This is a genomic window from Saccharopolyspora hirsuta, assembly GCF_008630535.1.
Lineage (GTDB): Bacteria > Actinomycetota > Actinomycetes > Mycobacteriales > Pseudonocardiaceae > Saccharopolyspora > Saccharopolyspora hirsuta.
The window spans coordinates 1-13,074 of sequence record NZ_VWPH01000028.1 but is presented as its reverse complement, the minus strand read 5'-3'; the positions used below and the strand labels follow the sequence as shown (position 1 = coordinate 13,074).

Below are 13,074 nucleotides of genomic sequence, written 5' to 3'. Positions count from 1 at the left end.
ATCCTCGCCCTCGCCCGCCGCCGCGTCGACGTGCTCTGGGCACTCATCCGCGACCACCGCACCTGGCAGCCCACGATGCCATCGATCGCCGCCCAAGCGGCTTGACAACATCATTGAGACTCCCTTCAGCGCAACGGCTTTTTAGTCTACGCTCGTATAATAAAACCTGATCCGGATGCGCGGCAGGTCCCGCGCCGGGAGAACGGACGGTCTGCGATGGACGAACTGCCCCGCGTGGTGCTGGTGACCGGAGCCGCCAGCGGGATCGGCCGCGGTGTCGCGGAATCCTTCGCGGCGAACGGAGATCGCGTCGTGGTCGCCGACATCTCCGCCGAAGCCGCCGAGGAGGTCGCGGCCGGTCTGGGCGCGGAGTGGGTGGCGGTGGACATCTCCGACGCCGACGCGGTGGAAGCCGCGGTGCGCGACGTGCACGACCGGGTGGGCGAGGTCGACGTGCTGGTCAACAACGCTGGCCTGACCGCCGGGGGAGGCCAGCTGGTGGAGCTGGACGTCGCGGTCTTCGACGCGTGCTTCCGGGTGAACCTCCGCGGCACCTTCCTGATGACCAGGGCCGTCGGCGCGCGCATGGCCGAGCGCGGCCGGGGCGCGATCGTGAACATCACCTCGATCGGCGCGCGGCAGCCGACGCCGGGGCTCGGGCACTACGAGGCGAGCAAAGCCGCCGTCGAGGCCCTGACCCGATCAGCCGCGATCGAGCTCGCACCGCGCGGAATCCGGGTCAACGCGGTGGCGCCCGGGCCGGTGCGCACCCCGATGACCGCCGGTCTCACCGCCGATGCCGCCGCCCGGTCCGCGTGGGAGCAGCGGATCCCGCTGGCCCGGATCGCGGAGGTCGACGACGTGGTCCCGGCCGTGGTGTTCCTGGCCTCCCCGCAGGCCCGGCACATCACCGGTGCCAGCCTGCCGGTCGACGGCGGTCAGCTGCTCGGCTGAGCTGTCGAGTTGTTGCCAGCGCAGGATTTTTCCGTCTCCGTTCGTAGTCTGTTGATCGTCCGTGGTGATCCCCGAGAAGAGGTTGGCGATGGCGCTCCCGAACACCACCGCGGCCGCCGTGCTCACCGGGCACGTGCAACCGCTGGCCCTGCAGGACGTCCCCCTGCCCGCCGAGGTCGAACCCGGCGCGGCCCTGGTGCGGATCACCTGCACCACGCTGTGCGGCACCGACGTGCACCTGTGGCAGGGCCGGATGACCTTCCCCGGCATGCTGCCGATGATCCTGGGCCACGAGATGGTCGGCGAGGTCGTCGCGGTCGGGGAGTCCACATCGGACGCCCTGGGGCGCCCGATCGAACCGGGTGCGCGGATCGGCTGGTCGGAGTCGGTCTGCGGCCGCTGCTACGGCTGCAACGTCCTGCGCGAACCGGTGGCGTGCGCCGACCGCGGCTACGGATTCCGCCAGCGCGCCGACCGAAGCCCTTACGCCACCGGCGGTCTGACCCAGCTCTGCTACGTGACCCCGGGTGCGGCCAAGCTCCTGCTGCCCGACGAGGTCCCGGACACCTGGGCGGCGATGTCCGGCTGCGCGGGCAAGACCGTGTTGCGCGCGTTCGACCGGGCCGGTGGCATCCGCCCCGGATCGACCGTCGCGGTGCAAGGAGCGGGAGCGCTGGGCATCTTCGCCACGGCAGCCGCCCGGATCGCGGGCGCGGCGAAGGTGATCACCATCGGCGGCCCCGACGACAGGCTGGCCGCCGCGATCCGGTTCGGCGCCGACGCGACGGTGCCGCTGAACCGGAAACCGGTGAGCCGCATGGCGAAGGTGCGCGAGCTCACCGGCGGGCGCGGGGCGGACTACGTGTTCGACTTCGCCGGGGCGGACACCGTCGGCGAGGAGGCGGTGGGGATGGCGGCCCAGCGCGGCACGATCGTCGTGGTCGGCTCCACCGGCACCAAGCCCACCCCGGTACCGCTGGGCGAGGTGATGGGCAAGGAGCTGACCGTGCGCGGATCGCTCAACGGCGACATCGCCGACTACCACCGGGCGGTGGAGTTCTTCCGCGCCTTCGCCGACCGGATGCCGTGGTCCGACCTGTTCAGCGAACCGGTCGGCCTGACCGGGGCGTCCAAGGCCCTGGCCGCGATGGCCAACCAGGGCAAGATCAAGGCCGTCATCGACCCCCGCCTGCCTTGAGCGGGTCAGGGGCGCCAGGTGGGCTCCCGGCCGGTCAGACCGACGAGCCGGTCCAGCGGCGGGGCGCCCGGGGCGACCTCGACCGGCGGGCCGAACGGGCTGTCCGGTCCCGGGTTCTCGGCGGCCGGGCCGACGAACTCCAGGCACGCGGTCAGCGACTCCTCGTCGCAGTCGAACGGCTGCCCGGTGGCCTTCGCCAGGTCCCAGCCGTGCACCACGATCTCGTCCAGCGCGACCAGCCCGGCCACCGCACCGGGCAGCTCGATCCCACCCGCCTGCGTCATGCCTTCCCAAGCAGCTGGATCCTCCCAGGCCTTCGCCAGCGCGGTCAGCTGCTCGGGGATGCGGGTGCGCCAGTCGGCGGGCAGCCGGGACGCGTCCCCGGACGGTCCCTGCGAGGTCAGCGAGCGGTCCTTCGCGGCTGCTGCGGTGAACGCGAGGCTCAGCCCGCTGATGTGGTCGATCAGGTCGCCGACGGTGTAGTCCGCGCACGGGGTCGGGGCGGTGAGCTGGGCGTCGGTGACGCCGGTCAGCAGCTCGGCCAGCCGGTCGGCGGCGGGTGCCAGGTCGCGCATCGGGGCCTCCTCGAATCGTCGCTCCGACCGTGCAGACCAGCCCGGGCCACCGAACTCATCGCGCCGCGCCAGGTCGGTTAACGTGCTCTCGGATCATTTGCGCGGCGAACGAACGAGGCTGGGGATGTCTGCACCGAACAGGACCAAGTACGTGCTGATCCTGGGCGGGCTGTCCGCGTTCGGCCCGCTGGCCATCGACATGTACCTGCCCGCCTTCCCGCAGATCGCCGCCGAGCTCGGCACCGGGGCCTCGCAGGTCCAGCTGTCGCTGACGGCGTGCACGCTCGGGCTCGCGCTGGGGCAGCTGGTCGCCGGGCCGCTCTCGGACACCTTCGGCAGGCGGCGCCCGCTGCTGGTCGGGCTGGTGGTGTTCACGCTGGCCTCGCTGCTGTGCGCCGTCGCGCCGTCCGCGTACGCGCTGGCCGGGCTGCGGCTGGTGCAGGGCTTGGGCGGGGCGGCCGGGATCGTCATCGCGCGGGCGGTGGTGCGCGACCTGTACTCCGGCGTGGCGATGGCCCGGTTCTTCTCGCTGCTGATGCTGGTCAACGGGCTCGCGCCGATCCTCGCGCCGCTCATCGGCGGGCAGCTGCTGCGGGTGACGTCGTGGCGCGGGGTGTTCCTGGCGCTCGGCCTGATCGGGGCGGTGCTGCTGGCCGCGTCCGCGTTCGGGGTGCGCGAGACGCTGCCCGAGCAGAACCGGCGGGCCGGGAACCTGGGCGACACGCTGCGCACCTTCCGCGCCCTGCTCGCCGACCGCGCCTTCGTCGGGTACTCGCTGTCGGCCGCGCTGGCGTTCGCGGCGATGTTCGCCTACATCTCGGGCTCGTCCTTCGTGCTGCAGGACGTCTTCGGCATGTCGCCGCAGACGTTCAGCCTGGTCTTCGGGATCAACTCGCTGGGCATCGTGCTCGTCGGCCAGCTCAACGCCCGCCTGGTCGAGCGCGCGCAACCCCGCCGCCTGCTGTCGATCGGCCTGTGCTGCAACGCGCTCGGCGGGGTCGCCGTGGCGGTGTCGGCGGCCACCGGCGCGGGACTGGCCGGGCTGCTGCCCGCGCTGTTCTTGGTGGTGTCCAGCATCGGCATGGTCTCGCCGAACGCCACGGCGCTGGCGCTGTCCGGGCACCCGGAGACCGCCGGGAGCGCTTCGGCGCTGCTCGGTGTGATGCAGTTCTCGGCCGGTGCCCTGGCCGCCCCGCTGGTCGGCTCGGCGGGCACCGACACCGCCCTGCCGATGGGCCTGGTCATGGGCGCGCTCTCGCTGGCGGCGGTGCTCGTCTTCGCGGTGCTGGCCAGGCGCGGGACCGCCGCGTAAATCAGGTGCGATCCGGAAGTCCGGTTGAGAGGGTGGGCCCCATGCACGACAACCCCGCTTCGACGTGGATCACCACGCCGATCACCGAGAGCATCCTGCGCGGCGCGCTCGAACTGGAGCGCACCGAACGCGGGGTGCTGCCGCACCGCCTGCCCGCGAGGGCGCGTGCGCAGTGCGCCGACGGGCAGCTGTCCATGGTGGAATCCCAGCCGTCCGGGGTTCGGCTGGCCTTCCGGACCGCGGCGACGGCCGTCGAACTCGACGTGCTGTCCACCAAAACGGTCTACCGCGGTGCCCAGACCCTGCCGGGCAACGCCTACGACCTGCTCGTCGACGGCCGCCTCGTCAGCCGCGCCACCGCGCCCGGCGGCAACGTCGTGACCATCGACATGGCCACCGGAGCGGTGTCCACAGAGGCCGGACCGGTCGGCACCGTCCGGTTCGCCGAGCTCCCCGCCGGGGCGAAGGACGTCGAGATCTGGCTGCCGTACCGGGAGAAGACCGAGCTCGTCGAGCTGCGCACCGACGCCCCGGTCGAACCCGTCCCGGACCGCGGCCGCCGGGTGTGGCTGCACCACGGCAGCTCGATCAGCCACGGCTCGAACGCCGAGAGCTCGACCACGACGTGGCCCGCGCTGTCCGCCGCGGCCGGTGGCGTGGAGCTGATCAACCTCGGGCTGGGCGGCAGCGCCCTGCTCGACCCGTTCACCGCCCGCGCCCTGCGCGACACCCCGGCGGACCTGATCAGCGTCAAGATCGGCATCAACGTGGTCAACGCCGACCTGATGCGCCTGCGCGCCTTCGGCCCGGCGGTGCACGGCTTCCTCGACACCATCCGCGAGGGCCACCCCAGCACGCCGCTGCTGGTGATCTCGCCGATCCTGTGCCCCATCCACGAGGACACCCCCGGTCCCGGCGCCCCGGTGTTCGACGACGGGATGGTGCGCTTCCGGGCCACCGGTGATCCGGCGGAACGCGCGGCGGGGAAGCTGACGCTCAACGTGATCCGCGAGGAGCTGGCCCGCATCACCGCCCAGCGCGCGGCCGACGACCCGAACCTGCACCACCTGGACGGCCGCGAGCTCTACGGCGAGACCGACTTCGCCGAGCTCCCGCTGCCCGACGCGCTGCACCCGGACGCCGCCGCGCACCGGCGCATCGCCGAGCGCTTCGCCGGGCGGGTCTTCGGGCCGGGGGGACCGTTCACCGCTGTGCTATAGGTATCTCATGGTTACCGAGCAGGACAGCGCGTTCGAACGGGGGAAGCTGACCGACCCGAACTGCCCGACCCGGCTGGTGCTGGACCGCATCGGCGACAAGTGGACGGTGCTGGTGGTGACCCTGCTCGCCGACGGCCCGCTGCGCTTCACCCAGCTGCGCGCGGGCATCGGCGGCGTCGCCCCGAAGGTGCTGACCCAGACGCTGCGCGCGCTGGAGCGCGACGGCCTGGTGACCCGCACGGCCTACCCGGAGATCCCGCCCAAGGTGACCTACGAGCTCACCGAGCTCGGCCACTCGCTGCGCGCCCCGGTGGCGGCGATCGCCGACTGGTCCGAGCGCAACGTCAACCAGATCCTCGCCGCCCGGACCGCCCACGACCAGGCCTGATCAGCCCGCCCCGGCCAGCAGTCCGGTGCCCAGAGCGGTACGGCTGTAGAGGACGTACCGGCCTTCCCGCTGCACCGCGACCAGCCCGGCAGCGCGCAGCGCGGTCAGGTGCTGCGAGGCGTTGCCCGCCGACATCCGGGTGCGGCGAGCGAGCTCGGTGGTAGACCTCGGCACGTCCAGCTCGGCCAGCAGCACAGCCCGGGACCGGCCGACGACCGCGGCCAACGCGTCGAGCGAAGCGGGCCGCTTAGGTGCCCAGAGCGCGCCGATGCCGCGGGAGGGGTAGCGCAGCGCGCTCGGCCACAGCGGCTCCAGCTTGGAGAACACGACCGGCCAGATGAACGTCGACGGCACCAGCACGAGCCCGCGACCGTCGAGGACGTGCGTGCCCTCGAAGTACCGGTGCCGCACGCGCAACCCGTCCTCGCGCCACTCGACCGCCGGGCTGAGCTCGCTGAACAGCCGCGCGGCACCGCCCTCCACCAGCAGCGCGCCGCGGTGCCGGACGTCCTGGTCCAGCAGGTCCTGCATCTCCGGCCACCACGGCTCCACGGCCAGCGCCCAGTAGGCCTCGATCACCTCGGCCAGCCGAGGCAGCTCGCGAGCCGGGTCGGCGTGCAACCGGCGGACCGGCTCGGATGGCGTGCGCACGGCGCTCTCGATCATGGCGCGGACCGAGTGCTCGGGCACCGACCGGAGATCCGCCAGCTCCTCGGCCAGCGTCGGTCGCTGTCCGGCCGGGACCGGGGCGAGGAACCCGGGCAGGATCCTGCTCGGCGTCGGGATCAGGTCGAACAGCAGCGAAAGATCGGTGGTGCCGCGGTCGAGCCGGGCCTGCGCTTGGGCGCGCCACGCGTGGTGCAGCGGGTGCTTGCCGGGTTCCTTCAGGACGCGAACGCTGGCCGTGACCTCCCACAGCGGGGAGCGGGCGAACCTGATCCGGGCCAGGCCTTCGGCCGACATCGTCATCCTGAGCAGTTGCGGCCTCCCGGTGGTGGATTCGGCCCAGTCTAAATTCGTGGCCGCCGGGCCCGGCAACCGCGATCGTCGCCGCGTGATCGAAAAACCAGCGGTCCCGGACCGGTTGCCGGGGCAGTTCCGGTCGTTCTTCGCCGCCATCGCGGGCAGCGACTTCGGCACCCAGATCAGCTTCGTCGCGCTGCCGCTGACCGCGGTTCTCGCGCTCGGCGCGGGCGCGGCCGAGGTCGGTGCGCTCACCGCCCTCACCACGGCCGCGTTCCTGCTGATCGGCCTGCCGGCCGGTGCCTGGGTGGACCGGCTGCCCCGCCGCGCGGTGATGATCACCACGGATGTGGTGCGCGCGGTCCTGTACGGCTCGGTCCCCGTCGCCTGGCTGCTGGGGGCGCTGACGATGCCGCAGCTGTACGCGGTGGCGCTGCTCGGCGGAGTGGCGACGGTGTTCTCCGAGGTGGCCGCGCAGACCTTCCTGCCCGAGCTGGTGGGCCGCGACCACCTGGTGCCGGCCAACGCCCGGCTGATGGGCGCGCGCGGCGTGAACCAGATCATCGGCCGGAGCGCGGGCGGGTTCCTGGCCTCGGCGTTCGCCGCGCCGGTCGTGATCGCGCTCGACGCGCTCAGCTACGCGTGCTCGGCCGTCGTGCTGTGGCGGATCCGGGTGGCGGCACCGGCGGCTCCGGCGCGGCCGGGATCGAGGGTGTGGCCGGACGTGCGGGACGGGCTGCACCACGTGCTCGGGAACCGGGTGCTGCGACCGCTGGCGATCGAAGGCGCGCTGACGAACTTCGCCACCACGCTGACGATCACCGTCCTGCCGGTGGTGTTCGTCCGCGAGCTGCGGCTCGACGAGTGGGTTCTCGGGGTCTTCCTCGCCGTCGGCGGCTGCGGAGCTCTCGCCGGGGCGGTCTGCGCGCGAGCCCTGGCGGCCCGCTTCGGGTACGGCCGGGTGCTGTGGATCGCCGGCGTGGCGGCCAGTTGCGCCGGGTGCGCGGTGCCGCTGCTCAGCAGCGGTTCCGGGCTGTGGTTCGCCGCAGCCGGGTGGGCGGTGCTCACCACCAAGACGGGTATCGGCAACGTGCTCGCCGTGAGCCTGCGGCAGTCGATCACCCCGGACCACCTGATGGGCCGGATGAACGCGACATTCCGCTTCCTGCTCACCGGCGCGCTCGCCGTCGGGGGAGTGCTGGCCGGGGCGCTCGGCGGGTCAGCGGGCGCCCGCGCGGTGCTGTGGGTCTCGGCGGGAGTCTTCGCGGTGACCTGGCTGGCGGTGTTCCTCTCGCCGCTGCGCTCGCTGCGCGAGCTTCCCGAAGCTCAGGAGCCGACGGTCACACGGGTTGCCGCGACCAGGTGAGGACGGAGGTCAGGCGTTCCCGGCGTCTTCCAACTGGTCGCGGATGTTGAGGTAGTTGGGGTCTGTGCGCGGGCAGGCCGCGAAGAACTCCTCGACGAGGGGGCGGTGGGTGCTGAGATGCGCAGTGGCCAGCACTGCGACCGCGGTGCTCCGCAGCTCCGCGTCCTCGTCCTGCGCGGCTCGCACCGCGATGTCGGCCGCAGATGACGCCTCGACGTTGCCGAGTGCGCGGAGTGCGTCCTTTCGCTGGTCGGTCGTGCGAGCGGTGTCGAAGACGATCTCGCCGAGAGCGGCGATGAGTTCGGAGCTGGGCTCGTCGGCCCACAACGCGCCGTCCGCGGCCATGCAAGCGGTGAGCAGCACCTCGCTGCTCGCCGGGGCTCGAAGAACTGCAGCGAGCAGGTCCGCGTCATCAGGTCGCGCAAGATTCATCATCGCGCCGAGAGCACTGGCATGATCAGCGCCGTCGTGCGCTGCGCCGCTGTCCGTTGCGGGCATCGGCGGCCTACGCAGTACTTCGCGGGCACGTTCCAGCACCTCGTCCGCATGCTCTTGCAGGGGATTGGCGAAGCCCCACCTGCTGGTTCGCTCCTCGGCCGAGTACATGTCCAGGGCAATGCTCACCGCCACCGTCCGGCCGCTTCGCAGCAACGCGAGGAACGCTTCGTCCACGCCCAACGCGCCGGTCGGTGCGTGGAGCTCGCGACGCGCCGTTTCGAGGGCGGGATCCTCGAATTCGACGTGCTGCCAGTAGTGGGTGGTCACCGCGTGATCATTGCACGGCCGGTCCGGTGGGAGAGTGCGGTTCTGCTCCGAAACCGGCGTCAGCCCAGCGAAGCAAGTCCCGGCAGGTGTCGATCAGCCGCTGCCGCAGCACCGCCGCCTCCTCGGCGAACTCGCGCTGCCTGCGGACGTAGTCCGCGCGGCCCTCGGGCGTCTCGATCGGGACCGGCTGGTAGCCGAGCTCGCGCAGGTCGTAGGGGCTGGCGCGCATGTCCAGCTCGCGGACCCGCACGGCCAGCTCGAAGCAGTCCGCGACCAGCTCGGCGGGCACGAACGGGTCCAGCTTGTAGCACCACTTGAACAAATCCATGTTCGCGTGGAGGCAGCCGGGCTGCTCCAGGCGGACCTGGTCGGTGCGCTCGGGCTGCAGCGCGTTGAGCGGGCGGGCCGGTGGGGTGAAGAACCGGAACGCGTCGTAGTGCGTGCAGCTGATCTGCATCGAGTCCACGACCTCGTCGGTGCCCGCGTGCCCGAGCCGCAGCGGCCAGCCGGAGTGGCGGATGTCGGCGGGCTGCGTGCGGTAGACCATGGCCCACTCGTGCAGCCCGAAGCAGCCCAGCCGGGCCTTGCGGGACGCGGTGGCGCTGAGCAGCCCCAGCACGAACTCCGCGGTGCTGCGGCGCTTCTCGGTGAACGCGGCGGGGTCCAGCGCCACGCCGTCCGGGGTGGCCGTGAAACCGCGCCGGGCCAGGAACTCCTCACCACCGGCCAGCGCGACGCCCACGCCCGGCTGCCAGCGCTCCAGCCGCGCCGGGCGGAAGGAGTAGTAGGTGAACAGGAAGTCCAGCACCGGGTGCTTGCGGTGCTCGTGCTGGCGCTCTCGGTGCGGTTCGGTCCACCGGGCGACGCGTTCGCGGTGGGCGGCCTGCCGGGCCCGCCACTGGTCTTCGGACAGCACGGTCATCGCCGGTCAAGGGTAGTCGGGGTCAGCGGTGGAACCGCACCCAGTCCAGGTCCAGGACGGGGGCGGACTCGTCGGCGATGACCGACAGGTGCACGGTGTGGCGCCCGGTCAGCGGGCGCAGCAGCTCGACCGGCACCGCCTTCCAGCCCTCCCCGCGCTTCGAGGACACCGGGATCTTGGCGATCAGCTCACCGGACGGCCCGCCCAGGCGGAGCTCGATCTTGCCCTTGGCCGCGCTGTCGACGAGGCGCAGCCTGGCGGAGACCTCGGTCGCCGTGGCGGAGCCGAACTCGACGTTGTCGAAGGTGAGCGAGGACCCGTCCTTCATCCCGCTGGCGAACTGGACGGGCTCGCCCTCGCCGCGCTCGGAGCCGAGCTGGCCAGCGTTGTGGCCGGAGGACGCGTGCTCGGCCTCGAGCGCGCCGAACGGGCTGTCGTCGGCGGCCGCGGTGGGGGAGGACGTGGGAGTTCCCCGCTGGGGCACCCCCGCGGGGATCGGTTCACCGGCGCGCCCGAGCAGGAAACCGCCGGTCGCGGCGCCGATCGCGAGCACCGCCGCCGCGCCGAGCACGATCGCGGTGCGGGTGGTGGAGCGCTTCGCGGCCGGGGCCGTGGGCTGGTCGGACGGCGGTGCGGTGGGGGTGATCGGGCGGGGCGGTTCGATGTCGCGGAGGTAGTCCTCGAACGGGTGCGCCCCGGCCTGGCGGGCCAGGTCGTGCACCCGCTGCCGCACCTCCAGCAGCGGCATCCGGCGGGCCGGGTCCTTGACCATCAGCCCGCTGATCACCTCGCCGATCGGCCCGGTCTGCCGGTGCGCGGGCACCGGGCCGTGCACGATCGAGCTGATGGTGATCAGCGGATCGCCGGTGCTCTCGTAGGGAAGGCGCCCCTCGGCCGCGGCGAACAGCATGGCGCCGAAGCTCCACAGGTCCGCGTTCGCGCCGAGCTCGCCGCCGACCGCGATCTCCGGGGCCAGGTAGGCGGGGGTGCCGACCAGCACGCCGGAGCGGGTGAGGGTGGACTCCGCGGTGCTGCGGGACATGCCGAAGTCGGCGAGCTTGACCAGGCGGTCGGCGCCGAGCAGCACGTTGCCGGGCTTGACGTCGCGGTGCACGAGGCCCACCTGGTGCGCCGCCTGCAGCGCGGCCGCGACACCGTCGGCGAGCACGGCCAGCTTCGCGGGCGGGAGCGAACCGTGCTTGTTGAGCAGCTGGGAGAGGCTCAGCCCGTGCACCAGTTCCATCACGACGAACGGCTGGTCGTCCTCGCGCGCGACGTCGTAGAGCAGCACGGTGTTCGGGTGGTTGAGCGCAGCCATCGCCCGCGCCTCGCGCAGCGCGCGTTCTCGCATCTCAGCCGCTTGCTCCTCGGCGAGGCCGGGGGACAGGCGGAGCTCCTTGACCGCGACCGGGCGGTGCAGCAGCTCGTCGGTCCCGGCCCAGACGTGGCCCATCGCGCCGTGTCCGATGGTGGCCTCCAGGCGGTAGCGAGCGCCGATCAGCCGGTGTCCGGGGGCGGTGTCTACGAGGTGACGCACCCCCTGATCATCCCGCATTTCCCTCGAACGAGTGAGCGGGTCGGGCGAGATCGCCCGACCCGCTCACCGCGAGTGCACGAGGGTGTCGCCGTCAGTGCACGTGCGTGCCGTCGCGGACGGTGCCGACGTATTCCTCGACGAGGTCTTCCATCGCGACGACGCCGACGGGGGTGCCGGTGGTGTCGACGGCGGTGGCGAGGTGGCTGCCCGTGCGCCGCAGGGACGCGAGGGCCTCGTCCAGCCGAGCGTCGGCCGGAACCGTGGACAGCCGCCGGATGCGGGCCGGTGCGATCGGGGTGGACGGGTCCTGCCCGGCCTGGTCGAGGACGTCCTTGATGTGCAGGTAGCCGCGCAGTCGGCCGTCGTCGCCCCGGACCGGGAACCTGGAGAACCCGGTCTCGCCGACCACGCGTTCCACGTCGCCCAGCGTGGGGCGGGTGGGCAGCGTGGTGAGCTCGGTCATCGGGACGAGGACGTCGGTGACGGTGTGTTGGATGGAGTTGAGGGTTTGGGTGAGTCGGCGGTGTTCGGAGTGGTCGATGAGTCCTTCGCGGCGGGATTCGACGAGGAGTTCGGCGAGTTCGGCGGAGGTGTAGGCGGTGTCGAGTTCGTCCTTGGGTTCCACGCGCATCAGGCGCAGGACGGTGTTGGCCATCATGTTGAACAGGGCGATGAGCGGGCGGGCGAGTTTGACGAACCCGACCAGCGGCGGCACCAGCCACAGGGCGACTTTCTCCGGTTCGGCCAGGGCCAGGTTCTTGGGGACCATTTCGCCGATGAGCACGTGCAGCACGACCACCAGTGCCAGCGCGATGGCGAAGGCCACCGCGTGGGTCACCGGCTCGGGGATCCCCAGCGCGCTGAAGGGGACTTGGAGTTGGTGGGCCACGGCGGGCTCGCCCAGGCGTCCGAGGCCCAGGGAGCACAGGGTGATGCCGAGCTGGGCGGAGGCGAGCATGAGCGAGCCCTGCTGGCTGGCGTTGATCACCAGCCGGGCGCGGGTTTTGCCTTGTGCGGCCAGGGCTTCCAGCCTGTCGCGTCGGGAGGACAGCAGCGAGAACTCCGCCCCCACGAAGAACGCGTTCAGCAACAGCAGCACAACACCCAGCAGAATCGCGAAACCATCACTCATCGGGCGGCCCCCGTCGCCTCGGCGTGCTCGGGTTCGCGGGTCAACCGGAGTTCGGCGATGCGGTTGCGGTCCATGCGGGACACCGTCAGCTCCCAGCCGTCCACCGGCAGCCGGGTGCCGACCTCCGGGATGCGGCCGAGGTGGGCCAGCACGTACCCGGCGACGGTCTCGTAGTCCCCGTCGGGCATGGCGAAGCCGGTGGCCTCGTTGAGCTCGTCCGGGCGCAGCAGGCCGGAGATGATCCAGGTGCGGTCGCCGGAGCGGCGCACGGCGGCGATCTCCCGGCGGTCGTGCTCGTCGCGGACGTCGCCGATGATCTCCTCGACCACGTCCTCCAGCGTCACGATGCCCGCTGACCCGCCGTACTCGTCGACCACGACGGCCAGCTGCAGGCCGGAGCCGCGCAGCCGGTTCAGCAGCGCGTCGCCGGAGAGCGTCTCGGGCACGGTCGGCATCGGCCGCGCCAGCGATTCGACCGCGGTGCTGCCGCGTCGGTCGGCGGGGACGGCGAAGGCCTGTTTGACGTGGACGACGCCGTGGATGTCGTCGAGGTCGCCGCCGTGGACGGGGAATCGGGAGAAGCCCGTGCGGCGGGCCAGCTCCAGCAGGTCCAGGACACTGTCACCGACCTGCAGCGACTCCACCCGCACCCGCGGCGTCATGAGCTCCTCAGCGGTGCGCTCACCGAACCGCAACGACCGGTCCATCAACTCCGCCGTGGACTCATCCAACGTCCCGTGCT

13 protein-coding genes are annotated in these 13,074 nt (G+C 72.3%); 6 read left to right on the top strand and 7 right to left on the bottom strand.

The features are described 5' to 3' along the window. The first annotated feature begins 216 nt into the window (after positions 1–216). Together F1721_RS34090 and F1721_RS34085 are read left to right on the top strand one after the other, a co-directional pair. Positions 217–954 carry an SDR family NAD(P)-dependent oxidoreductase gene (locus tag F1721_RS34090; RefSeq protein ID WP_150070981.1) on the top strand — a complete coding sequence of 246 codons (738 nt, stop codon included), beginning with the start codon at positions 217–219 and terminating at the stop codon, positions 952–954. Positions 955–1,042: 88 nt separating this feature from the next. Further along, a complete protein-coding gene (locus tag F1721_RS34085; protein WP_150070980.1) occupies positions 1,043–2,152 on the top strand; it encodes a zinc-binding dehydrogenase in 1,110 nt (369 codons plus the stop codon). 5 nt (positions 2,153–2,157) lie between these two features. Here the strand turns inward: F1721_RS34085 and F1721_RS34080 are convergent, their stop codons facing one another. Further along, positions 2,158–2,727, bottom strand: coding sequence for a TIGR03086 family metal-binding protein (locus tag F1721_RS34080; RefSeq protein WP_150070979.1), 570 nt, complete (start codon positions 2,725–2,727; stop codon positions 2,158–2,160). Positions 2,728–2,851: 124 nt separating this feature from the next. On the opposite strand from F1721_RS34080, the gene F1721_RS34075 reads away from it, so the two are divergent. The 3 genes from F1721_RS34075 to F1721_RS34065 are packed head-to-tail and all read left to right on the top strand — an operon-like array spanning position 2,852 to position 5,647. Further along, the gene (locus F1721_RS34075) at positions 2,852–4,039 is read left to right on the top strand and encodes a Bcr/CflA family multidrug efflux MFS transporter (protein WP_150070978.1); all 1,188 of its coding nucleotides are present in this window, start codon (positions 2,852–2,854) and stop codon (positions 4,037–4,039) included. A 41-nt stretch (positions 4,040–4,080) separates the two neighbouring features. Further along, positions 4,081–5,259, top strand: a complete 1,179-nt coding sequence (locus tag F1721_RS34070) for a GDSL-type esterase/lipase family protein (protein WP_150070977.1) — start codon at positions 4,081–4,083, stop codon at positions 5,257–5,259. Between the two features lie 7 nt (positions 5,260–5,266). Further along, positions 5,267–5,647 carry a winged helix-turn-helix transcriptional regulator gene (locus F1721_RS34065; RefSeq protein WP_150070976.1) on the top strand — a complete coding sequence of 127 codons (381 nt, stop codon included), beginning with the start codon at positions 5,267–5,269 and terminating at the stop codon, positions 5,645–5,647. Here the strand turns inward: F1721_RS34065 and F1721_RS34060 are convergent, their stop codons facing one another. Further along, entirely contained in the window at positions 5,648–6,610 is a 963-nt protein-coding gene (locus F1721_RS34060; protein ID WP_246155534.1) for an ArsR/SmtB family transcription factor, read from the bottom strand. It abuts the gene before it with no gap. A gap of 91 nt (positions 6,611–6,701) precedes the next feature. Here F1721_RS34060 and F1721_RS34055 point away from each other — a divergent pair, with 91 nt between their 5' ends. After that, positions 6,702–7,976, top strand: a complete 1,275-nt coding sequence (locus F1721_RS34055) for an MFS transporter (RefSeq protein ID WP_150070974.1) — start codon at positions 6,702–6,704, stop codon at positions 7,974–7,976. Between the two features lie 9 nt (positions 7,977–7,985). Here F1721_RS34055 and F1721_RS34050 read toward each other — a convergent pair whose 3' ends face one another. From F1721_RS34050 to F1721_RS34030, 5 genes are all read right to left on the bottom strand, one after another. Further along, positions 7,986–8,741, bottom strand: a complete 756-nt coding sequence (locus F1721_RS34050; protein ID WP_150070973.1) for a hypothetical protein — start codon at positions 8,739–8,741, stop codon at positions 7,986–7,988. A 7-nt stretch (positions 8,742–8,748) separates the two neighbouring features. Next, a complete protein-coding gene (locus tag F1721_RS34045; protein WP_150070972.1) occupies positions 8,749–9,663 on the bottom strand; it encodes a 3-methyladenine DNA glycosylase in 915 nt (304 codons plus the stop codon). Between the two features lie 22 nt (positions 9,664–9,685). Next, complete coding sequence (locus F1721_RS34040) at positions 9,686–11,200, bottom strand: protein kinase domain-containing protein (protein WP_246155532.1); 1,515 nt, start codon at positions 11,198–11,200, stop codon at positions 9,686–9,688. A gap of 91 nt (positions 11,201–11,291) precedes the next feature. Beyond that, positions 11,292–12,332 (bottom strand): hemolysin family protein, encoded by a 1,041-nt coding sequence (locus F1721_RS34035; protein ID WP_150070970.1) that lies wholly within the window; start codon positions 12,330–12,332, stop codon positions 11,292–11,294. After that, positions 12,329–13,074 (bottom strand): hemolysin family protein (locus F1721_RS34030; protein ID WP_150070969.1); only part of this gene is annotated, 746 nt, incomplete at its 5' end. The genes F1721_RS34030 and F1721_RS34035, both read right to left, overlap by 4 nt.